The following is a 20647-nucleotide window of genomic DNA, read 5'->3' on the forward strand; positions in this document are numbered from 1 at the left end:
CCACCGGAATCTGTCCGCTTCACCCAGGGGGACGCATGCCGTATCCGGCCAAGTCTTTGACGCCAGAGGCGGGACCCGCACAATGGTTCGGTGCGGAACTGCGCCACCACCGCATACAGAAGAGGTTGTCTCAGGAGGAGCTGGGCCGTCGTGTCTACGTCTCCGCCGCCACGATCGGCAAGATCGAGAAGGCCGAACGCCGGTGTTCTCGTGAATTGGCCATCAGCCTTGACGGTGTTCTTAACACAGGAGGCGTTCTCGCCCGCGCGTGTTCGTTGCTCGATCATCAACCGGACAAACCGGCTCATGAAACCGATACAAAGCCCCGAGCGGCTGTCGACGACACGACGGTCATGATCGGCTCTCAAACGTTGCCGCAGTCCTCGGCCGCGGTTGACGAGTTCAGTGAGTTCGGTCGTCGTATGTCGTGTTCAGTAATGCCGATCGCGGTCTTGGAACAACTCGAACTCGATGTGGAACGGCTGGCTGAGTCATATATGACCACGCCTCGCCCTGTGCGGCAACGCCGACTGCAGCAAGCCCGCAACTTCGCGTTCACCGAAATAGAACGGAACCGGACACCACGCCAGTTGCGTCGCCTTCACCGCGCCGCGGCGCAGTTGTGCGGTTTGGAAGCGCACTCCTTGATGGACGGCGGCTACGTTGCCGAAGCTGCGCTGGTGGTCGCCACCGGTTGGATCTGTGGAAAGGAATGCGGTGATCGCGACGTTGCAGCGTGGCTCAAGGGCGTCCAATCGCTCATCGCCTACTGGGCTGGTGACAACCGAACTGCGATGAGCATGGCTGCGTATGGAGCCTCGCTGACTCGTGATGGCAGTGTGGCGGTGCGACTTCCAAGCCTGCTCGCCAGGGCGGCAGCCGCATGCGGCGACGCCTCAACCACCTATACGGCGCTTTCACAGGCTGAGGCGGCTCGGGAGCGTATTGACGGCGCACAGGATGGTCGCCGGGGCATGTTCGACTTTCCCGCCGCCAAGGAGGCGACCTACGCGGGGACCTCTCTACTGGCACTGGGCGACGGTCATACAACGAAAGCCGTCGCGTTCTCGCAACGCGCTATCGAGCTGTATACCGCGCCTGCGGTTTCGATCACCGCCTCGATGTCGGTGCCGGATGTCCTAGCTGCCCGGCTTGATCTGGCAACCGCTCACCTGCGGGTCGGGGAACTGGACGGTGCCGCCGAACAGATCATGCACGTCATGGCGGCCGACGCGGAGAACCGTACTGCAAGCATCCGAAAACGGGCGGGCCGGTTGACCATGACCTTGCTCAACTCACCATACGCCGACGCCACCATCGCCAAGCGACTGTCCGAGCTGCTTCGGCAGCTGACTGTCACTCCCGCCGCGCAGAACGGTCGGACGACATGACCGACCGGACTACCGACCCAGTCGTGCTCGGCTCGGCATACGCCGACCAACGTGACCTGCGGGCGAGACAGGACCTCTACAGTCACCAGCACCCGCGATTCGATCTGCCCCGGATAGTGGGCGAACTCATTCGAGACCGATTGCCTCGGACGCCGAGAGTCGTTTTCGATATCGGCTGCGGGAACGGTACATACCTGTCGGTGTTGCGAAGCTGGTTTCCCGAGTCGTTGGTGGTCGGTATGGACCTCGCTCCGGGAATGCTTGCTCCTCAACTCGGCCCGAATGTCGTAGCCGATGCTGCATACCTACCAGTGCGGGCTGCGACGGCCGACGTGGTCTTGGCCATGCACATGCTGTACCACGTTGAGGAGATCGGCGCCGCCACCGCTGAAATGCATCGAGTGCTTGCTCCGGGCGGGATCGTGGTGGCATCGAGCAACGCCAGGGATGACAAGGCCGAACTCGACCAGCTGTGGACCGAAGCCGCCGGCCTGGTGCTCGGACGGCCCGGCCCCAGCCGTATCGCTCTATCGCGTCGGTGCTCACTGGAAGCTCTACCGACGTGGCTGGGCGGTTTCACCGACATTCACACCCACCACCTACGTGGCACCATCGAGGTGACGTCCCCGGAGCCCGTGCTCGCGCATCTGGCGTCGTACCGGTCGTTCGCCGAAGACACAAAGGTGCCGTTCGAACAGACCGTCTCGGCCGCCGAGCGGCTGTTGACCTCGCGGATCCGGCGAGACGGCTTCTTCCGCATCACCTGTCACAACGGGATCGTGGTAGCCACCCGGCAATGATCGAGCTGCCACCTGCTGCTGTCAGTGTGGTGTGCTGGTGTCGTCGGCAGGGTCGATGTTCCAGGTGGTGGGGAGGGCGGTTTCGCAGAATACGCAGGTGTAGTCGGCGTCGCGCACGATGTTGTGTCGGCTGCAGCCGGGGCAGCGTCGGAAGTGGAGTTCGTGGGTGAAACCCGGTGGTGGTGTGAGTCCTGCGTGTTCCAGTGCTTCGGCTACGTGGGGCCATGAGGTGGTGTCGGGGCAGTATCCGGTGGAGTGGTTGCTGACGTGCGGCACGATCCATCGGGTCGGTTCGCGGGTGAAGCCGATTTCGCCTGCGCTCAGTACCGGTTGTCCGGCTGCGCAGGTGATGTGTTCGCTGCGGCGAGGTGCCAGTCGCAGGACACCGTCGAGGTCGATGGTGAAGGTGAACGGCTCGTCCAGGTCTTGCCGGGATTGTTCGCCGATCCAGGTGTCGAAGTCGCGTGCCGAGGTGATTCGGCGGCCCTCAGCACCGGGCCGGACGGTTGCTTTCAGCGCAGGTGGACCGACATACCTGTATCGGCGTGTGGGCCCGCGTGTCATGCGGTCACCGGTGGCGGTCGCATTCCCGTAGCAGTGCGTGCCACTGGTCCCCGGTCATCGTCAGGTACGGGAAGCCGGGGTTGTTCCCGAGCGTGGAGTCCCGTACGACGACGGTCTCCGGTGTCGCCGCCACCTCGACGCATTCTCCGTTGCCTGCGCTGCGGCTGCTCTTGCGCCAGCGGAGCTCATCAGGCAGCGCGTTCATGGCTACGTCCTCCTTCTGAACCGATCGGCGACCTCGCTCACCAATCGTAGCGAGACATCGGGAACCAACGCCTTGGCGCGAAGATGGTCGAAGGCCAGCGCAAAGCGCGCCACCTCGTCCCTCACTCCATGCGCCGCGACACAATGGAACCGCGACAGCAGATTCCGATCGGTGGAGTGAGGAAAGGCAGATGATGTACGTGCGTTACCGCGTCCAAGATCTGAAGTCACTATCGGACGATGCGGCTGTTGAGTCTCTCGTCACCATCGGCTTGCCTCGCGAGCACCTGTTGTTCGGATACTCGCTGCCGTTCTTGCATCGGGTTGACGGTTACCTTGCCATTGGCGCTGGGGGCGATGGAGTGGACTTCTGCGTCAACGTGCGAACAGGTCAAGTCGTGACTGTGTGTTCTCTTGATGGAAGCGTCTGGCACGTGAACGACTCCGTCTCGCAGTTCGTCGCGAGCCTGAACGCCTTCAGTGAAGGCTTCCCGTATGGGGTTGTCAACGGTGATCTCGACGATGCGGATGCAGCACTCGATGAGCGCGAGCGACTCACGGACGGGTTCAAGGCCACACTGCTGGAGATCGATTCCTCGGTTCTTCGGCAGGACCCCGGCTACTGGTCCTCGATTTTGGATGACATCGCCATCGGCGACTACTCGGAGGACTTGGAGAGCTCCGAGTAGTCGATTGTCGGCAGGCGCGTGATTCATTGTGTCGGCAGGATTGGAGGCATCGTAGATGCTGCAGACGAACGACCGGCCCGATCGAGTGGAGTCTTCGATCGTTCCAACGTGAGCGGACACTGGGGGTTCAGGCTTCCCGCACCGGTGTCGGGCGTTCCGAGGTGGTATCGGTGGTGGTCCTGAGGTCGAAGGGTCATGGGTTATGGGTCGTGTGGAAGGGCTGGAAGAGGAGTCGGTGTTGCGTGCCGCCATGGCCGAGGAGTTGGCCAGGTGGGACGCCGCGGTGGATTCGACGGCCGCGGCGGATGCGTCGTTGTCTTTTCTGGAGGCGGCGTATGAGTACAGCGGCGATGCGATCAATGCGGTGACTGCGGAGGCGGTCAGTGAGATGCTGACGCGGTTGCGTAGCGACGGTTACCGTTGGCGCGCCGAGGTGCTGACGTCATTGTGGTGTTTCGGTTCCGCGGTCGGGGTGTGGCGACGTATGGCCGCCGGTGCGACGAATGTGTCGTATGACGAGAAGGTGGCGTGGGAGGACCGGGTTGAGGAGCGGGTCGCCGACGGGGTTGGTGAGTATCGTCGGCTGGTTCATGACGCCGATCCTGAGGTGCGTTCGATGGCGGCCCTGGTGTTGTCCTGTTCCTCCACCGACGCGCATCGGGATTTCGACCTGTTGGAGAAGGCGTTCTCCTCCGAATCGGTCGAACTGGCGAGGGCGTGTTTCGGTGAGGCGACGGCGACACTGGGTCGGCGTTACGCCCACGATGCCGACCTGCGAGACCGTGTGGAACGGTTCCTGGATGCGGCCCTGGACACGCAACCGGATCTGGTGCGCTTCCGGATCGCACTGGCCTTCACCGATGCCCCCGCGAATCCCTGGTCTGACCAGGCCAAGGCATGGGAGAGGAACGCCGACGTGAAGGATCGCCAGACCAGGTGGCCATGCGAGGTCTGAGTCCCCCGCCGCCGCCTCGTGATTGTGTCGCTCCGGTAGCGCGGTCTGAAGGGGCGTGCGAGGGTGATCGCCCAGGAACCCGTCGGGAGGATGGGGCGGCCGGAGGAGATCGCGTCGGGCGTGCTGTGGTTGTGGCTCGGACCTGGGTGGTTTCGCCATAGGGCACGCCTTCGTGATCGACGGCGGTCAAACGGTCGGCTTGTGACCGCGCCGCCCGGTGGTGCTATCGGATCATCCCCGTCGATCGGTGAGGGCCGGTGCCGTGCATGCTCGTCCCATGAGGGCACGTGTGAACGTCACCGCGAAGAACGGGGATCGATATGTCTTCCGGCTGAACCGGGAGCACCGGGACATGATCCGCGCGTGCGTGGGGTTGATGGCGGATCTGCGGGTTCCGGACGAGGTCCTGGCGGTGCAGGTGGGCTGTTCGAGAGAGCGCCTGACAACCCTGTGGCGGTACATCGGTTCCATCGACGCGGACGGTCCGACCGAGCTGTCGTTGCGGGAGGCGCACATCGTGCATTCCGCGTTGCTGTCTTCGATCGACTGCTTCCGTTCAGAGGAGGACTTTCACGGCCACCTCGGGTTCTATCGAGACAACGTCAGGAGGTTGGGCCTGGCACTCGCCGAAGGCGTCGGCGGATTCGAATCGGGCGATTTCGACGGTGTCTGAACGGCCCGGTCGGCGGATGTGCAGCTAGGATGGCGTGACCGGCCGGGCCTGGTGTGCCGACGTGGATGTGGTTCGGTCGGCGGTGAGCGGGAGGGTGATTCGTGGCGGTGCTTCTGGACTGTCCACTGCCGATCGTCGGAGCGCCGATGGCCGGTGGTCCGACGACGGTGGCGCTCGCCGCCGCGGTGGCCGCCGCGGGCGGATTCCCGTTCCTCGCCGGTGGTTATAAGACCCCTGAGGCGCTGGCGGCCGAGATCGAGCAGCTTCGCGCCTTGGACGTTCCGTTCGGTGTGAACCTGTTCGTGCCGTCGCGGCACCCGACCGACACCGCCGCGTTCGGCGCCTACGCGGCCGAACTGGCGCCGGAGGCCGAGGCGTACGGTCTTCGGCTCGATCCGGTCCCCGTCGTCGACGACGACCACTGGGCGGAGAAGCTGCGGATGCTGGGGCGCGACCCGGTGCCGGTCGTGTCATTGACCTTCGGGCTACCGGAACGCGGCGACGTCGAGGCGTTGCGCGGAGCCGGCGTGAGCGTGGCGGCGACCGTCACGAGTCCACCGGAGGCCGTCGAGGCCCGCGCCCTGGGGGTCGACGGCCTCGTCGTGCAGGGCTCCGACGCCGGAGGGCACAGTGCGATCTTCGATCCCACCCGCGACCCGGAGCCGGTGGACACGGCCGAGCTCGTCAGGGCCGTCGCGGCGGCGGTCGCCGGCCTGCCGTTGATCGCCGCTGGGGGAGTCGACGGGCCGGAGGCGGTCCGCGCCCTGCGGGACGCGGGCGCGCAGGCGGTCGCGGTGGGGACCCTGTTGCTGCGTACCGACGAGGCGGGGACTTCGGAACCTCATCGGGCCGCCCCCGTCGACCCGTCCTTCGACCGGACCGTCGTCACCCGGGCCTTTACCGGAAGGCCGGCTCGGGCGTTGCGCAACGGCTTCGTCGACCGGCACGGTCGATCGGCACCGACCGCCTACCCCGCGGTACACCACCTCACCCGTGCGCTGCGGCAGGCCGCGTCGAAGGCGGGGGACACGGACCGGATGCATCTGTGGGCGGGAACCGGCCACCGGCTGGCCCGTACCGGTCCGGCCGCCGACGTCGTCCGTGGTCTCGCCGCCCGGTGGTGACCGGCCGCCGTCACGTGGTCCTTCCGGTGCCGCACGGCGCCCTCGACCCCGTAGCGGCATGACCCACCGCTGACCGCGTCGCTCGTCACACGTCCCGGACCGGTCGCGTCCGCATAGGACGGAATGTGTCCGGGACGCCGATCCGCCGTGGACGGCCGTATGCCCACGGTGCGAGCATCTCGGTCCGGTCCGGCCGTTCGCCGGCGCCGATCGACGCCGGCGAGACGGATGGCGCCACCTCGGCGCGGCGGTTCCCCTGTGTTGCTTGCGAAACCGGAATCCGCATCCGTGTTCTGCCCCGGTGCGCCGGTATGGGGAGAGTCGCCCGGAGTGACGGTCCCGTCTGAGACGGCGGCCACCGTCGAGGTGGGTGCCGGTCGCGCAGGATCCATCGCCTTACGATAACGACAATCGTTTTCACTAGGCGGAGAGAAGTCATGAGCCCACCCCTCGTATCGGCGCAGGCCGACGCCCGCCGACGCGTCGGCGTGTCGTCCTTCGGTACCGCGCTGGTCGTACTCGCGCTGCTCATACCCGCGACGATCGTGCTGTCCGGATCGGTCGGCGTCACCGAGGTGTCGTTCACGGACTCCCTGCGGATCCTGGCGGGACACCTGCTGCCCGGCATGCCCTGGATGACCGACGGATCGCTGACGCCGCTTCAGGACCAGGCGGTGTGGAGTTTCCGCCTCCCCCGCACCCTGCTCGCCGGCGTCAGCGGTGCCGGTCTCGCGCTGGCGGGGGCGCTCATGCAGGCGGTGGTGCGCAACCCGCTGGCCGAGCCCTACATCCTGGGAGTCTCGGCGGGCGCCGGGCTGGGAGCCGTACTGGTCATCACGCTAGGTTCCGCCGCGGTCGCCGGTCTGGGGCTCAGCACGGCGGCGTTCGCCGGAGCCCTCGTCACGGGGCTCGTCGTCTACCTGTTGGCGCGGCAGCACGGGATGATCGCGCCCACGAGACTGATCCTGTCGGGCGTGGCCATCGGCTCGCTGCTGAGCGCGATCACGAGCTTCCTCACGTTGACGACCGAGGCCCAGAACGTGTTCAGCGTGCTGTTCTTCCTACTCGGCAGCGTGTCGGCGGCCGAACTCGGCGACACGGTCCTTCCGGCGCTCGTGCTGCTGGGTGTCGCGGTGTTCGCGATGGCCCAGGCGCGCCGCCTCAACGCGCTCCTGGCCGGAGACGAGGTCGCGACGGCGTTGGGCGTCGACGCCGACCGCCTCCGGAGCCGGCTGATGGTGGCCGCGGCGCTGCTGACCGGGGCGGTGGTGTCGGTCAGCGGCGGCATCGGGTTCATCGGACTGGTCGTACCCCACGTCGCCCGGATCCTCGTGGGCTCACACCACCGCCGGGTCCTGCCGGTGACGATCCTCGGTGGCGCGTTGTTCCTCATGCTGGCCGACCTGCTCGCCCGCTCGGTCGCCGAGCCGACCGAGGTGCCCATCGGCATCGTCACCGCGGTCGTCGGCGCGCCGTTCTTCCTGTGGCTCATGCGGCATCGACGTTCGGCCAGGGGAGGGATGAACCGATGAGCCTCGACGTCGTCGGTGTGTCGATCGACCGAGGGGGACGGACCGTCGTCTCGGACGTCGGATTCCAGGTGCCCCGGGGGCGGTTCGCCGGACTGATCGGACCCAACGGCTGCGGCAAGTCCACGCTACTGGGCGGCTGCTATCGGGCACACCGGCCGACCACGGGTGAGATCCGACTGGACGGCCGCGACGTGTGGAGGGAGCCGCGTCGACGGGTGGCGCAACGGATCGCCGTCATGGCACAGGACAACGCCGCCGACTTCGAGATGGACGTGTTCGACACCGTGATGTTGGGACGCGTGCCGCACCAGAGCGGTTTCGGTGCCGACTCCGCGTCCGATGTGGCGATCGTGGACGAGGCGCTCGCCCGAGTCGGTGCCACGGCACTGCGTCACCGGCCCTTCGCCGCCCTGTCCGGGGGCGAGAGGCAGCGTGTGCTGTTGGCCAGGGCCCTGGCACAGCAGGGCGAACTGCTCGTGCTCGACGAACCCACCAACCACCTGGACCTGGCGTTCCAACTGGACATCATGCGGATCGTCGCCGGGACGGGACTGACCACCGTCGCGGCCCTGCACGACCTGAACCTGGCCGCCTCGACGTGCGACCTGGTGCTGGTGATGGCCGCCGGCCGACTCGTCGCCCGGGGCCACCCGGATGACGTCCTCACTCCCGAACTGATCGGGGACGTGTTCAAGGTCGGCGCGCGCCGGCTGCGACACCCCGACACCGGGGGACTGCTGTTGGCGTTCACCCCGTTCCCCTCATCCACTCCCGAAAGCCCTGAAAGGTGAACACGATGCGATCGACTCCGCTTCGACTCTCCCTGGCCGCCGTCACGGTGGTGACCCTGGCCGGTTGCGGAACCTCCGTGAGCGACCCGGACGACCGGTCCGCCGGCGGGCCCACGGTGACCGTCACCAACTGCGGTCGCGAACTGCACTTCGACACGCCGCCGGAGGCGGTGGTGGGACTGAGCCCGTCCCAGACGGAGCTGCTGCTCCGGCTCGGCCTGGCGGACCGGATGGTGGGTCAGGCGCAGACCTCGACGGCCCCGTTGCCGGACGACCTGCGGCAGTCGGCCGCCGACGTACCGGTGCTCAGTGAGGACGCTCCGCCGGACCGGGAGACGCTGCTCGACGCGGAACCGGACTTCGTCTTCGCGCCGACGGCGTACGAGTTCACCGCCGAACAGGGGTTCGCCGACCTGGCGCAGCTCGACGAGGCCGGGGTGGCGGCGTACATCGCGACCGGGGGCTGCGCCGAACGGCGTATGACCGGGACCGTGGACGACCTGTTCACGGACCTGCGCAACCTGGGTGACATCTTCGGGGAACCCGAGCGGGCGGCGGAACTCGTCGACGCGGGTGAGGCCGCGCTGACGGACGTCGCCGACCGTATCGAGGGGCTTGACGCCCCCACCGTGGCCCAGGTCTATGTGGAGGGTGAGACCCTGTCGGCGATCGGCGCCGGTATCGAGTACGACGTCATCGCCAGGGCCGGGGGCGACAACGTGTTCGGCCCCGAGGACCCCGCCTTCGCCGACTTCTTCGCCGCGCAGTTGAACCCCGAGGCGCTCGCGGAGGCCGACCCGGAGGTGTTGGTGTTCAGTGTCCACGACGCCGATCACGAGGCGGCGACCGTGGAGTACCTGCGTGCCACCTTCCCGGATCTGGCCGCCGTCCGTGACGACCGGCTGGTGGGGGTCTCCGCCTCGGACATGTTCCCCGGGACGCTCGGCAACATCGACGCGGTCACCCGGATAGCCGAGGCCCTGTACCCGCAGGCGTTCTGAGCGGTGGGAAGCGGTGGGCGGAACGCGAGTCCGCTAAGTTACAATGACAATCGTTTTCAATAAGCCGCGAGACGTGTTCCGCGGGCGCAGACGTGAAGAGGAGTTCCGGTGAAGGCGGGCGAGATCTGGCAACTCGGTGATTACTCCACAGTGGGAGCCCGATGGGCGCGGGCCGGTGACCGGCTGGTCGCCGACACCGTGGCCCCGGGCGACCGGGTGCTCGACGTGGCGTGCGGCCCCGGCGGCATGGCCGTGACCGCCGCCCGGCACGGCGCGAGCGTGACCGCCGTCGACGTGTCCCCCACACTCCTGGACGTCGCCAGGGCGCACGCGGCACGACACGACGTCGGCGTCACCTGGCTGGAGCACGACATGACGGCGATGCCGTTCCGGGACGCCTCGTTCGACGTGGTGCTGTCCGCCTTCGGCGCCATGTTCGCGCCCGACCCGGTCGCGATGGGCGGGGAACTGTGCCGACTGTGCGCACCCGGCGGGACGGTCGCGGTACTGGCCTGGACACCCGACTCCGTCTTCGGGCGTTTCGGTCCGATGGCGGGAAGCCGGATGCCGCCCGGCGGCGACCGCCCCGCGATCGAGGAGTGGGGCCGTCCCGAATCGGTGAGGCGGTTCCTCCCTGCGTCGTGGACGGTGGAGACCCGCGAACTCGGTGTCGACGTCCGGTGGCCGACCCGCGCACAGGCGACCGCCGAACTCACCGGACTGGTCCCCGGATGGGTGCTCGTCAAGGCCGCCCTGGCACCCGAGGACTGGCGGGACCTGGTGGCCGAAGTGGACGCCCTCATGGCCGAACAGGGCACAGAGGACGCCGACGGTTACACCGTGCGGGCCGGTTACCTGGAGACCCGCGCCTCGCCGCCCGCATGACCGGGTGCGTGCACCTGCCTGATGACCGCCGGCCGATCCCACCGTATCCCTCCGGGGTCGGCCGGCACCCCCCTCTCCACTCGACGACACCACCCGTTTGACGCCCCTCGCCCCTGGAGCCCCCATGTTCGTCAACCGCACCCTGCTCGGCTTCGCCAGGCCCGCGTGGCCGAGCCTGACCCTGACCGTCCTAGCCGGAGCGGCGGCCTCCGGCGCCGGAATCGGTGTGGCGTTCTCGCTGGCGGCCACCGTCTCCACGGTGCTCGGTGCCCGCCAGACGACGGCCGACATCACCACGCCGCTCCTGCTCACCGCCGGTTTCACCGTCGCGCGGGCCGGGTTCCTGTGGCTTCGGGACCAGTCGGCCACCACGACCGCGATCACCGTCAAACGACGGATCCGTCTCGAACTCATGGAGAAGGTCTTCCGGTTGGGGCCGCGCCGACCGGGCCGGCGTGGCGCGGGGGAGATCCGCGCCAGTGTCGTCGACGGAGTGGAGGGCGTCCAGGCGTATGTCGGCTTCTACCTGCCGCACCTGGTCGTCACGCTGCTCGTTCCGGTGACCCTCGTGGGGATCGTCGCCGTCAGGAGCCTGCCGGTCGCGCTGGTCATCGCGGCCGGTGTCGCGACGGTCCCACTGGCGCAACGCCTGTGGAGCAGGCTGCTGGGCGAACGCGCCCACGTCCACTGGGACGCGTTCGCCCGCTACGCCGCGAAGCTCACCGATTCGGTACGCGGCATCACGACGCTGGCCTCGTTGGGCGCCGCGGGGCGTCGTGCGACGGCGCTGGCGGTGGAGGCCGAACGCCTCCGCGAGGCCACCAACGCGAACCTGCGGTCCTCACTGGGCGTGTCGGTCGTGACCGGCGCGGCGATGAGCATCGGAACCGCCGGGGCCACCGTGCTGGCGGCCTTCGAGGCGGCGGCCGGGCGGTTGGCAGTCGGTGACGTCGTGTTGGTGCTGTTCCTGGCGGTCGAGTGCTTCCGCCCGCTCCAGGAACTCCAGAACTACTGGCACGAGGGCTTTCACGGGGTCGCCGCGGCGAAGGGCATCCAGGAGATCCGCGACGCCGAACCCGTGGTCGCCGACACCGGCCGTCTGGTGCCGTCCGAGCCGATCCGGGCGCCGCGGATCACCTTCGACGACGTCACCTACCGGCACCCCGGCTCGGACCGCGACGCGCTGAGCGCGGTGTCGTTCAGCGTGCCGGGCGGTGCGACACTCGCCGTGGTCGGCAGGTCCGGAGCCGGTAAGTCCACACTGGTGCAACTGCTGACCCGGGACGTGGACCCCTCGGCGGGCAGGGTCCTCCTCGACGACACCGACCTGGTCGCGTACCCGCTGGCGGTCACCCGCGCCCTCGCCGCGCGGGTCTCCCAGGACATCGTGCTCCTCGACGGCACCATCCGGCAGAACGTCATGGCGGCCCGCCCCACCGCCACCGAGGCGGAGTTCACCGATGCGGTGCAACGGGCCAGGGTCGACGAGTTCGCCGGCGACTCCCCCGACGGCTACGACGCCGCGGTGGGTGAGGGGGGAACGCTGCTGTCGGGCGGTCAGCGGCAACGCGTCGCGCTGGCGAGGGCGTTGTTGGCCGACAGTCCGGTCCTGGTGCTGGACGAGGCGACCTCCGCGCTCGACGCCGAGAACGAGGCCGTGATAACCGACGCCGTGCACGACGACCGGGGCCGGCGGACGACCGTCATAGTCGCGCACCGTCTCTCCACGGTCGTCGACGCAGACTACGTCCTGGTCCTCGACGAGGGGCGCGTGGCCGAGTTCGGCCCGCCCGCGCTCCTCGCCGCCGCGAACGGCCATTGGGCCGCGCTACTGGCCGCCCACTCCTCCGGACTCGACGAGGCACTCACCCGATGAACCCGACACCCGATCTCCACCCCACCCTGCCACCCGGCCGGACACTGGCGAGTTTCGCCGGCCTGGCTCAGGCCCTCAAGGGCTGGTGGCCTCCCTACGTCTTCGCCGTCGCGATGAACGTCGTCTCGCTGTGCGCCGCCACGGCCGCCGCCGCCCTCGGCGCGCTCGCCGTGTCCACCGCCGTCGTCGGCGGTGACCGGGACCCGTCCCTTCACGCCATCGCGCTGCTGGTCGCCGTGGGTGTGGTCGCCCGGGGACTGAGCGGCTGGCTGGAGTCGTGGGTCAGCCACGACCTGAGCTTCCGCATGATGGCCCGGGTCCGGATCTGGATCTTCGGCGCCCTGGCGCGGGCCGCCCCCTCGGTCACCGCGCGCCGTCGCACCGGAGACCTGACGACCACCGCGATGACCGACGCGGAGGCGTTGGAGATCTTCTACGCGCACTCGTCCCTCTACATCGTCTCGGCGTTCGTGACGACGCCCGTCCTCATCGCCGCGACGGCCGTCGTGAGTCCGTCGGCGGCGTGGGCGGTCACACCGGTGCTGCTCGTCGCGGCCGGTTTCAGTCTCGCGATGCGCGGTGCGGCCAGGCGTGACGGCGCCGAGATCCGTGCCTTGATAGCCGCCATCGGGGCGGAGGTCGACGAGAACATCGGCGCCGTCCGGGAGATCGTCGGCTACTCGATGGTCGAGGAGCGGCTACGGCGGCTCTCGGCACTCGACGACGCCCTGGCGCGAGTGCAGTCGCGCAACGCGCGTCGCGCCGGTGTGGAGAGCGCCGCCGCGGGTGTCGTCTCCGTCCTGGCGACCCTGGTCGCCGCCTGGGTCGGCGTGACACAGGTGAACTCGTCCACACTGGATCCCGTGTTCCTGCCGGTGCTCATCACCCTGGCGGGTGCCTCGTCATCGGCGATCGTGCAGTGGATCGGCGTGACCCGGCACTACGGCACCACCGGCGAGGCCGCCAGGCGGATCGACGAGATCCTGTCCGCTCCACCGCCGGTGGATCGATCCGGTACCGCCGTCGCCCCGGCCGGGGCCACGGCCGGCGTGGCGGCCGTCGGTGTCTCCCACAGCTGGCCGGGTGTCACCGCCGACCACCCGGTGACGCCGGCGCTCGTGAACGTGGACGTCGAGATCGCGCCCGGGGAGCACGTCGCCCTCGCGGGCCGGTCCGGAGCCGGCAAGTCCACACTCGGTGCCCTGGTCGCCAGGTTCATGGACCCCGACTCCGGTCACCTCACCGTCGATGGCGTGGGACTGACCGCGTTGTCGCCGCGGGCGCTCACCGAGACGGTGTGCCTGGTGCCGCAGGAGGTGCACCTGTTCCAGGAGAGCGTCCGGGACAACCTCCGGATCGCCACCGACCGGTCGCCGACCGACGCGGATCTGTGGGAGGCCCTGGAGACCGCGCACGCTGCCGAGATCGTGCGACGGATGCCGGACGGCCTCGACACCGTAATCGGTGAACGTGGCGACACCCTCTCCGGTGGTGAGCGGCAACGGCTCGCGCTCGCGCGGGCGGTGCTGCACGGTTCCCGCGTCCTGATCCTCGACGAGACGGTGAGCCAGCTCGACGTGGTCGCCGAGCGGGACGTCCGCGACTCGTTGACGCGCGGCACCGGTGATCGCACCACCATCGTCATCGCGCACCGGCTCTCCACACTCCTGGCGGCCGACCGGATCATCGTCCTGGACGCCGGAAGGGTGGTCGGTCAAGGCGACCATGCCGCCCTGATGCGGGACTGCCGCCAGTACGCCGACCTGGTGGGGCCGCAGTTGCGGGCCCTCGCACCGGCGGCGGCGCGGCATACCGGCGGAGAGCCGCGCCGGTGAACCGATCCGGGGGCCGGAATCGCGGCCGGTGCCGCCGTCGATCCCGTGGCGCGTGGCGGTCGGCCGTCGCGCCTGATCGGCGGGTCAGGACGGAAGTCGTCGTGGCGTCGCCGTTCGGGGGTGTCGTCGGCGCATGCGGAGGGCGATGAGGACACAGGCGGTCACCGCTCCCGGCCCCCAGCCGATCGGCGCGACGGCCGACATGAGGGTGAAGTCGTTCATCATCAACGCCACCACGCCGAACAGGCAGAATCCCGCCGACAGCGCCAGCGTCAGCGTGACGGCCCGGTCCAGGCGCGAGCTCCCGAAGGCGGGTATCAGGAGTAGGCAGGCGATTCCGAAGAACAGCCCCCAGCCGGCCACCTCCAGCGCCATGGTGAGCGAGGGCCACTCGTAGGGCAGGAACCATTCGAGTCCCGCCGGCCCGCCGTGTTCGGCCGCGTAGTGCACCGCCGTCAACGCGATGAACCTGTTGAGGACGACACACACCGACATCATGGTGACGCACGACAGCGACGCCAGGCTGAAGACCCGTCGTCCCGGCGGCGTCGTGGCGTGGACGGCGGCCCAGAACGGCACCAGTGCCAGCGCCATCGCCATCACCAGTACGTGCAGCAGGGTCGAGACGGGTTCGGCGGGCGGGAAACCGCCCTGCGCGAAGGTCACCCCGACGCCGGCCACGTAGGGGACGCCCAGGGCGATGAAGACGACCGCGGCGGTGACGCCCGTCCTCACCGCGAGCCGTGGGTCTTCGAGGGACCGTGAGGTGTCGGGTGTGTCTGCCGTTGCGGGCACGCGTACCTCCGAATTGTGAATGAGATGATCGTTAATAGCGAATCCGATTCGCTATTATATGGTGACCGTGACAGCGGCCGACGAGTGGCGGGGGGAGCACGGTGAACGAGGCGGAACTGCCCCGGGCGGTGGCGTTGGCATGGGGTGTGTCGTCCCGTCGCCGACCGGGCCCGAAACCCCAGTTGACGCTGGACAAGGTGGTCCGCGCCGCGATCGGGCTCGCCGACGAGAAGGGCCTGGCCCACGTGTCGCTCGCGGAACTGGCCGCGAGGCTCGGCTGCGCGACGGCGTCGCTGTACCGGCACGTCGACTCCAAAGAGGACCTGCTGCTGTTGATGCGTGACTTCGCCGCGCGGCCGGACCGGGAACCGCCGGGCGAGGGCGATGGGGACTGGCGTGCCGCGTTGGAGGGCATCGCCTGGGCGATATTCGACCGGTACCGGCGGCATCCGTGGGTGCTTGAGATCCCCACGACGGGACCACCCACCATGCCGGGCGAGTTGCAGTGGGGTGAACGGATACTCGCGGCCCTGGCGCCCACCGGCATGACCGCCGCGCGGAGACTCCGGGCCGTGACCCTCCTCAGTGGTTACGTGAGGGAGCAGGCCCGCCTCGCCCTGGACCCCGTCATCGCCGGCGACGGGGGAGAACCGGACGACCCCGGACCCGGATACGCCGAGATAATCGGCCGGGTCATGACCCCCGACCGGTATCCGGCGTTCTGTCACGTGTTCACCGAACTGATCGCCGAAGCCCCGGTCGGCTACGACCGCGCCGACTTCCGGTTCGGGCTGGACGTGATCCTCACTGGCCTGGCCGAACAGATCCCCTGACCGGACGAGTGGGGCACCGCGGGGACGGCCGGTGTCGCGGCTCCGCGGGGTGACGTCCCCATCGGACCGTGCGCCGCCCGCCGCGGCACCGGTTCACGCGGCGACGCGTACAGCGGTGACCGCCAGCGTGGTGTACCGCATGGTGAAGCGTCCGCCGAGGGAGTCGACGGCGCGGCCGACCGCCTCCAGGACCTCGGCCAGCCGGTCGGGCGCGAGCCCGGTGAGGCCGCCGGTGGTGGGCAACAGGTCCAGCCACTCGTCGCGGGTGTAGGAACGTTCCCAGTCGAACCGCCACTGTTCGGGATCGTCGAACCGTCCGGCCTCCCGGATGGTGTCGGCGATCTTCTCGTATCCCGCCCGGTAGAGGGCGAGCGGCCGCCGGGCGGGTCGGTCGCCGAAGGGTGAGTCCGGGGCCACGCGCCGGTACGCGGCGGCGAACGGTTCGGCGACCTCCGGCGGTGGTTCGTAGACGTGTCCGAAGATCGCGAGCCGCCCGCCGGGACGCAGTACGCGGGCGGCCTTGACGGCGCCCTCCGCCGGGTTCACCCAGTGCCACGACTGGGCGGCGACGACGGTGTCGAACAGTCGGTCGCCCGGCCGCCAGTCCTCGAAGGTCGCGACCTCCACCTCCAGTCCGGTGGCCCGGGCGAACTCGGCCATCCGGGCGTCGGGTTCGATGCCGAGTACGGCGCATCCGGCGGCTTGGAAGGCGCGGGAGGCGATGCCGGTGCCGCATCCCACGTCGAGGACCCGTCGACCGGTGGCGCCGTCGCGTATCCGGGTCACAAGTTCGCGGGGGTATCCGGGTCGGCAACGGTCGTAGCGGTGCGCGTCGACGCCGAAAGACTCGGCCATCCGGCGGGCGGTGTGTGGTGTGGGTTCCGGGTGCTGCGACGATATAGTGGTCATGTGCCCACTCTAGTGGGCGATTGCCCATTAGTCGAGTCGTCGGGTGGACCGGCGACACCGAAGGGGGCCGGAGTGCCGACCGGAGTACACCTGCGTGACGCGCGGGGCCAACTGTTCGACGCCGCCGAACGCGTCCTCCTGCGCGACGGACCGAGCGCCCTCACCAGCCGCGCCGTCACCGACGAGGCCGGCTGCGCCAAGGGGGTGCTGCACCGGCACTTCGGCGACTTCGACGCGTTCCTCGCCGAACTCGTGAACGACCGGGCGGCGCGACTCCGGTCGCAGGTGGACTCGTTGCGGGAGTCCGTCGGCGCGAACACGGTGGTGGAGAACCTGACCGGAGCGATGTCCGTCCTGTTCGGACCGGTTCCGATGGCGATCATCCCGCTCGTCACCTTCCGGGAGGCGTTGCGCGCCAGGCTGCGCAGCGACCGCCCCGGCGGTGGCGTCGCGATACTGGCCGAGGCCACCACCGCGATATCGGCCTACCTTCGGGACGAGCGCGATCGGGGCCGTATCGACGCCGGCGCCGACATCGACGCGCTCACCCTGTCTCTGGTCGGCGGCGGGCACCTGCTGTTCGCCGGACACGACCCCGGCCCGCCCGGCCCCGAGGCCGTCGAGGGCTTCGTGGCCGCGGTCCTCACCAAGGCGCAGCCCGGCGGCTGAACGGATTCCGCCCTGAAGCGGGACGCGGTTCACCCGCTCGGCCGCGCGGCCGACGCCGCCCGGTGGTGTGGTGAAGCCGTCGACTGCGCAGATCAGGGCGCGCGATGGCCGCGGCTTGCGGCCTGCTTGCCGTGCACTTGCGACACGTGAAAGCCGAGCGGTTATCGCCGTTTTGTCCGATTCTCCTGTCGGCTTACGGCCTTTGCGCTCCATAAGGTCGAAGTCCCATCCCTTGAAGGTTCGAGCCGCGTTCGTCGCGCGACGGCACAGCGGCCCGACGACGACCCCTTCGTCCATAGGAGACGCGATGCTGCTGAAACCGGACGTCATGCGTGATGTCGCCGATCGGATCGATTCGACCGGCGACGCGATGAGAAGGGCCGCCAAGGCGCGGGCCGACGCCATCAAGTCGGCACGGGAGGTCCCCGATGGGTTCGTGACCGGAGACGCCGCCGGCCAAGTCGCGACCGCTTGGCTGGCCGGTGTCGACGGCAGCGCCGCGTCCCTGAAGCGGGCCGCGACCGCCGTCTCCGCGACGGCTGATCACTTCAGCGACACCGACGAGGACAACGGCAGTTCGCTGATGTCGGTGATCCCCCCGTTCATTCGCCCGTAGACCTGCAAAGGAGCGTCCAATGGTCGGCTACATCGACCTGATCCGCGTCGACGTCTCATCCTTCACCGAGTCGGCCGCCGCCTATGAGGCCCTGGCCGGCGATCTCAACGACCAGGCCGATGCCATCAAATCGCATGCCGACCTGCTGTCCGACGCCTGGACCGGTGACCAGGTCGGCGGAGTGGCGGCCACCACGCTGCTCAGACGGAAGGCCGAGGACGCCGCTGCCGCCGCCGACGACATGGTCGCGATCGCCGAGACGTTGACGGATCTGGCCGACACCGTCACGCGATCCAAGGCGGCCCTCAAGAAGGCCGCCGCCGATGCGGTCGAGCTGGGCGGGCGGGTCGTGATCAGCGGTGTGGGGGAGGTGCACGAGGCGTTCACCGGTAACGGCCACCTCGACCGAATGGACGTGGGGAAACAGGTCGATGCCATCCGGAAGGCCATCGACGACGCGATCACCAAGGCCACCGAAGCCGACGAGACCGCCAGATTCTCGCTTCTGGCGGCACAGCCGCCGTACACGGTCATTCCCGTCGGAACCCCCGCCACGATCGCGGGTGAGTGGTGGAAGGAGATGACCGACGCCGAACGCGAGTGGATGATGAGGAATCGCCCCGAAGTGATCGGGAAGCTGGACGGTGTTCCGGCCGACATCCGAGACCGGGTCAACCGTCGGCTGCTGGATGCGGAGATCGCCAGGCTGGAGAAACTGGCGGATGAGGAATGGTTCAGCTCCGACACCGAAGAGCAGTTGGCCGCTCTCAAGGCGATGCGTGACGCCGGTGGTGACGGCGGGCCCCGCGCCTACATCCTGTTGTTCGACACCGAGGGCGATGGACGGGCGATCGTGAGTTTCGGCAACCCCGACACCGCCGACAACGTCGTCACCTACGTCCCGGGAATGAACACCGCGCTCGGAGACTTCGACGGTCCCGACGGCCATCTGGATCGCGCCCGGATACTGGCCGACCAATCGGCCGAAGTAGACGGAAAGGACACTACTGCCAGTATCGTCTGGTTCGACTACGACGCGCCGGAGTGGGGAGAGGCCGTGTCGCAGTACTCGGCCGAGGAGGGATCGGAGAAGCTGCACAACTTCCAAGAAGGACTGCGCGTCACACATGAGGGTCCCGAGTCGACGAACACGGTGCTGGGATACTCCTACGGTTCCACGATGGTCGGCGTCACCGCGAGAGAGCACGGTCTGGACACGGACAAGGTCATCTTCTTCGGCAGCCCCGGTACCGGGGTCGATGTCGCGACCGATCTGAAGATCGACGGCGACGGGGACGGGAAGCCGGACGACCATACGATCTACAGCACCGAGGCTTCCAACGACACGTGGATCACCAGGTACGGGCCGCATGGAAACCGGCCGTTCGACCCCGATGGAGACGGCGACTTCGGTGGAAAGTCCTTCACCAGCCGACCGGAAGGTCACACCGGATACTTCCTGCCCAGCCAGATGAACGATCCGAATGGTGCGATCACCAACGCGGTCAAGATCCTCACGGGTAAGGGGACCATGACCACACCGTCGGAAGCCAACGGCTACTAGTGGTGGTGGTGCTCCGGCCGCCCGGACGGCCCGCGTTCAAGACCGGAGCGCCACATTCACCGGACCGGTGCTCGCGGAATCCGCCCGACGGCGACCGCGCCGGTAACTCCGGCGTGGTGGCCAGGTAGACCGTGTTGGTGGCGTCGCGGTCCTGCAGCGGGTTGGGGAAGGTGACCACCTCGGCCCGTACCGAGTCGAAGACCGCGTCGAGCGTGGCGAGGAAGTCGGAGTCGGGCGGGTCGTTGGACCACAGGGCGAACACGCCTCCGGCGCGCAACCGGTCCCGGAGCCGTTCGAGGCCCTGGACGGTGTAGAAGTCGCCGTTGGCGGGGTCGAGCAGGTGCCGGGGGGAGTGGTCGATGTCGAGCAGCACGGCGTCGTACCGGTGGTCCGGTGCGGCCGGGTCGAAGCCGGTGCGGGCGAGCGCGAAGAAGTCGCCGTGGACGAACCGACACCGCTCGTCCCGGGTGAGGCGGATCGCGTCGGGCAGCAGTTCCCGCCGGTGCCAGTCGATGACGGGCGCCAACGCCTCGACCACGGTCAGGCGGGTCACGCGGGGATCGTCGAGGACGGCGCGGGCGGTGTAGCCCAGCCCCAGGCCGCCCACGACCACGTCGAGGCCGTCACCGGACAGTTCGGCCAGTCCCAGTTCGGTCAAGGCGATCTCGGCCGCGGTGAACAGGCTCGACATCAGGAACTCGTCGCCGAGTTTGACCTCGTACACCTCGGTGCGGACGACCGGGTCGAAGCGGCGGCGGAGACTGACCTCGCCGATGGGCGTCGGCTGCCAGTCGAGTTCCTCGAATCGGAGACCCATGGACTTCCTTCCCGGTCGGAGTGACGCGCCGACCGGGAACACCGGCCGACACCGCGGACCAGTCTCGCGCACGGCGTGATCCGGCGGCGGGCGGCGGTGCCGCACCGGCGCGTCCGGCGTGCCG

General features: G+C 68.8%; 21 protein-coding genes and 1 pseudogene. 17 read left to right on the forward strand and 5 right to left on the reverse strand.

Going from position 1 to position 20647, the window contains the following annotated elements:
* Nucleotides 1–35: 35 nt before the first annotated feature.
* Together LX16_RS23995 and LX16_RS24000 are read left to right on the forward strand one after the other, a co-directional pair.
* Complete coding sequence (locus LX16_RS23995; RefSeq protein ID WP_147143822.1) at nucleotides 36–1391, forward strand: helix-turn-helix transcriptional regulator; 1356 nt, start codon at nucleotides 36–38, stop codon at nucleotides 1389–1391.
* On the forward strand, nucleotides 1388–2191 hold the full coding sequence (locus LX16_RS24000; RefSeq protein ID WP_147143825.1) for a class I SAM-dependent methyltransferase: 804 nt from the start codon (nucleotides 1388–1390) through the stop codon (nucleotides 2189–2191). Before LX16_RS23995 ends, LX16_RS24000 begins: the two co-directional genes overlap by 4 nt.
* A 21-nt stretch (nucleotides 2192–2212) precedes the next feature.
* On the opposite strand, the gene LX16_RS24005 is transcribed toward LX16_RS24000, so the two are convergent.
* Nucleotides 2213–2755 (reverse strand): hypothetical protein, encoded by a 543-nt coding sequence (locus tag LX16_RS24005; RefSeq protein ID WP_147143828.1) that lies wholly within the window; start codon nucleotides 2753–2755, stop codon nucleotides 2213–2215.
* A 4-nt stretch (nucleotides 2756–2759) separates the two neighbouring features.
* Nucleotides 2760–2960 carry a DUF397 domain-containing protein gene (locus LX16_RS24010; protein WP_147143831.1) on the reverse strand — a complete coding sequence of 67 codons (201 nt, stop codon included), beginning with the start codon at nucleotides 2958–2960 and terminating at the stop codon, nucleotides 2760–2762.
* A 190-nt stretch (nucleotides 2961–3150) separates the two neighbouring features.
* Between LX16_RS24010 and LX16_RS24015 the strand changes: the two genes are divergently transcribed.
* The 11 genes and pseudogenes from LX16_RS24015 (at nucleotide 3151) to LX16_RS24065 (ending at nucleotide 14320) form a co-directional block, all read left to right on the forward strand.
* Nucleotides 3151–3648: an SUKH-4 family immunity protein gene (locus tag LX16_RS24015; RefSeq protein ID WP_147143834.1), complete on the forward strand. Its 498-nt coding sequence runs from the start codon at nucleotides 3151–3153 to the stop codon at nucleotides 3646–3648.
* A 250-nt stretch (nucleotides 3649–3898) separates the two neighbouring features.
* Nucleotides 3899–4603 carry a hypothetical protein gene (locus LX16_RS24020; protein WP_147143837.1) on the forward strand — a complete coding sequence of 235 codons (705 nt, stop codon included), beginning with the start codon at nucleotides 3899–3901 and terminating at the stop codon, nucleotides 4601–4603.
* A 48-nt stretch (nucleotides 4604–4651) separates the two neighbouring features.
* A pseudogene (locus LX16_RS28325) lies at nucleotides 4652–4808 on the forward strand (SDR family oxidoreductase); the annotation flags it as partial.
* A gap of 72 nt (nucleotides 4809–4880) precedes the next feature.
* A complete protein-coding gene (locus tag LX16_RS24030; RefSeq protein WP_147143840.1) occupies nucleotides 4881–5276 on the forward strand; it encodes a hypothetical protein in 396 nt (131 codons plus the stop codon).
* A 101-nt stretch (nucleotides 5277–5377) separates the two neighbouring features.
* Nucleotides 5378–6400 carry a nitronate monooxygenase gene (locus LX16_RS24035; RefSeq protein ID WP_211354741.1) on the forward strand — a complete coding sequence of 341 codons (1023 nt, stop codon included), beginning with the start codon at nucleotides 5378–5380 and terminating at the stop codon, nucleotides 6398–6400.
* Between the two features lie 437 nt (nucleotides 6401–6837).
* On the forward strand, nucleotides 6838–7932 hold the full coding sequence (locus tag LX16_RS24040) for a FecCD family ABC transporter permease (RefSeq protein ID WP_147143843.1): 1095 nt from the start codon (nucleotides 6838–6840) through the stop codon (nucleotides 7930–7932).
* Nucleotides 7929–8723 carry an ABC transporter ATP-binding protein gene (locus LX16_RS24045; RefSeq protein ID WP_147143845.1) on the forward strand — a complete coding sequence of 265 codons (795 nt, stop codon included), beginning with the start codon at nucleotides 7929–7931 and terminating at the stop codon, nucleotides 8721–8723. Before LX16_RS24040 ends, LX16_RS24045 begins: the two co-directional genes overlap by 4 nt.
* Nucleotides 8724–8728: 5 nt before the next feature.
* Nucleotides 8729–9724, forward strand: coding sequence for an ABC transporter substrate-binding protein (locus LX16_RS24050; RefSeq protein ID WP_147143848.1), 996 nt, complete (start codon nucleotides 8729–8731; stop codon nucleotides 9722–9724).
* A gap of 108 nt (nucleotides 9725–9832) precedes the next feature.
* A complete protein-coding gene (locus tag LX16_RS24055) occupies nucleotides 9833–10609 on the forward strand; it encodes a class I SAM-dependent methyltransferase (protein WP_147143853.1) in 777 nt (258 codons plus the stop codon).
* A 124-nt stretch (nucleotides 10610–10733) separates the two neighbouring features.
* Entirely contained in the window at nucleotides 10734–12485 is a 1752-nt protein-coding gene (locus LX16_RS24060) for an ABC transporter ATP-binding protein/permease (protein WP_147143856.1), read from the forward strand.
* On the forward strand, nucleotides 12482–14320 hold the full coding sequence (locus tag LX16_RS24065) for an ABC transporter ATP-binding protein (protein ID WP_147143859.1): 1839 nt from the start codon (nucleotides 12482–12484) through the stop codon (nucleotides 14318–14320). Before LX16_RS24060 ends, LX16_RS24065 begins: the two co-directional genes overlap by 4 nt.
* Nucleotides 14321–14404: 84 nt before the next feature.
* On the opposite strand, the gene LX16_RS24070 is transcribed toward LX16_RS24065, so the two are convergent.
* Nucleotides 14405–15115 (reverse strand): hypothetical protein, encoded by a 711-nt coding sequence (locus tag LX16_RS24070; RefSeq protein ID WP_147143862.1) that lies wholly within the window; start codon nucleotides 15113–15115, stop codon nucleotides 14405–14407.
* 101 nt (nucleotides 15116–15216) lie between these two features.
* Here LX16_RS24070 and LX16_RS24075 point away from each other — a divergent pair, with 101 nt between their 5' ends.
* On the forward strand, nucleotides 15217–15948 hold the full coding sequence (locus tag LX16_RS24075) for a TetR/AcrR family transcriptional regulator (protein WP_147143865.1): 732 nt from the start codon (nucleotides 15217–15219) through the stop codon (nucleotides 15946–15948).
* A 93-nt stretch (nucleotides 15949–16041) separates the two neighbouring features.
* On the opposite strand, the gene LX16_RS24080 is transcribed toward LX16_RS24075, so the two are convergent.
* Nucleotides 16042–16857: a class I SAM-dependent methyltransferase gene (locus LX16_RS24080; RefSeq protein ID WP_147143868.1), complete on the reverse strand. Its 816-nt coding sequence runs from the start codon at nucleotides 16855–16857 to the stop codon at nucleotides 16042–16044.
* 72 nt (nucleotides 16858–16929) lie between these two features.
* Between LX16_RS24080 and LX16_RS24085 the strand changes: the two genes are divergently transcribed.
* From LX16_RS24085 to LX16_RS24095, 3 genes are all read left to right on the forward strand, one after another.
* Nucleotides 16930–17526: a TetR/AcrR family transcriptional regulator gene (locus LX16_RS24085; RefSeq protein ID WP_147143870.1), complete on the forward strand. Its 597-nt coding sequence runs from the start codon at nucleotides 16930–16932 to the stop codon at nucleotides 17524–17526.
* 307 nt (nucleotides 17527–17833) lie between these two features.
* Nucleotides 17834–18142 carry a hypothetical protein gene (locus LX16_RS24090; RefSeq protein WP_147143872.1) on the forward strand — a complete coding sequence of 103 codons (309 nt, stop codon included), beginning with the start codon at nucleotides 17834–17836 and terminating at the stop codon, nucleotides 18140–18142.
* A 19-nt stretch (nucleotides 18143–18161) separates the two neighbouring features.
* On the forward strand, nucleotides 18162–19706 hold the full coding sequence (locus LX16_RS24095; protein WP_147143876.1) for an alpha/beta hydrolase: 1545 nt from the start codon (nucleotides 18162–18164) through the stop codon (nucleotides 19704–19706).
* On the opposite strand, the gene LX16_RS24100 is transcribed toward LX16_RS24095, so the two are convergent.
* Entirely contained in the window at nucleotides 19657–20523 is an 867-nt protein-coding gene (locus LX16_RS24100) for a spermidine synthase (protein ID WP_211354742.1), read from the reverse strand. The two genes, LX16_RS24095 and LX16_RS24100, sit on opposite strands and share 50 nt — an antisense overlap.
* Nucleotides 20524–20647 lie beyond the last annotated feature (124 nt).

The sequence above is a fragment of the Stackebrandtia albiflava genome (genome assembly GCF_007994225.1).
Taxonomy (GTDB): domain Bacteria; phylum Actinomycetota; class Actinomycetes; order Mycobacteriales; family Micromonosporaceae; genus Stackebrandtia; species Stackebrandtia albiflava.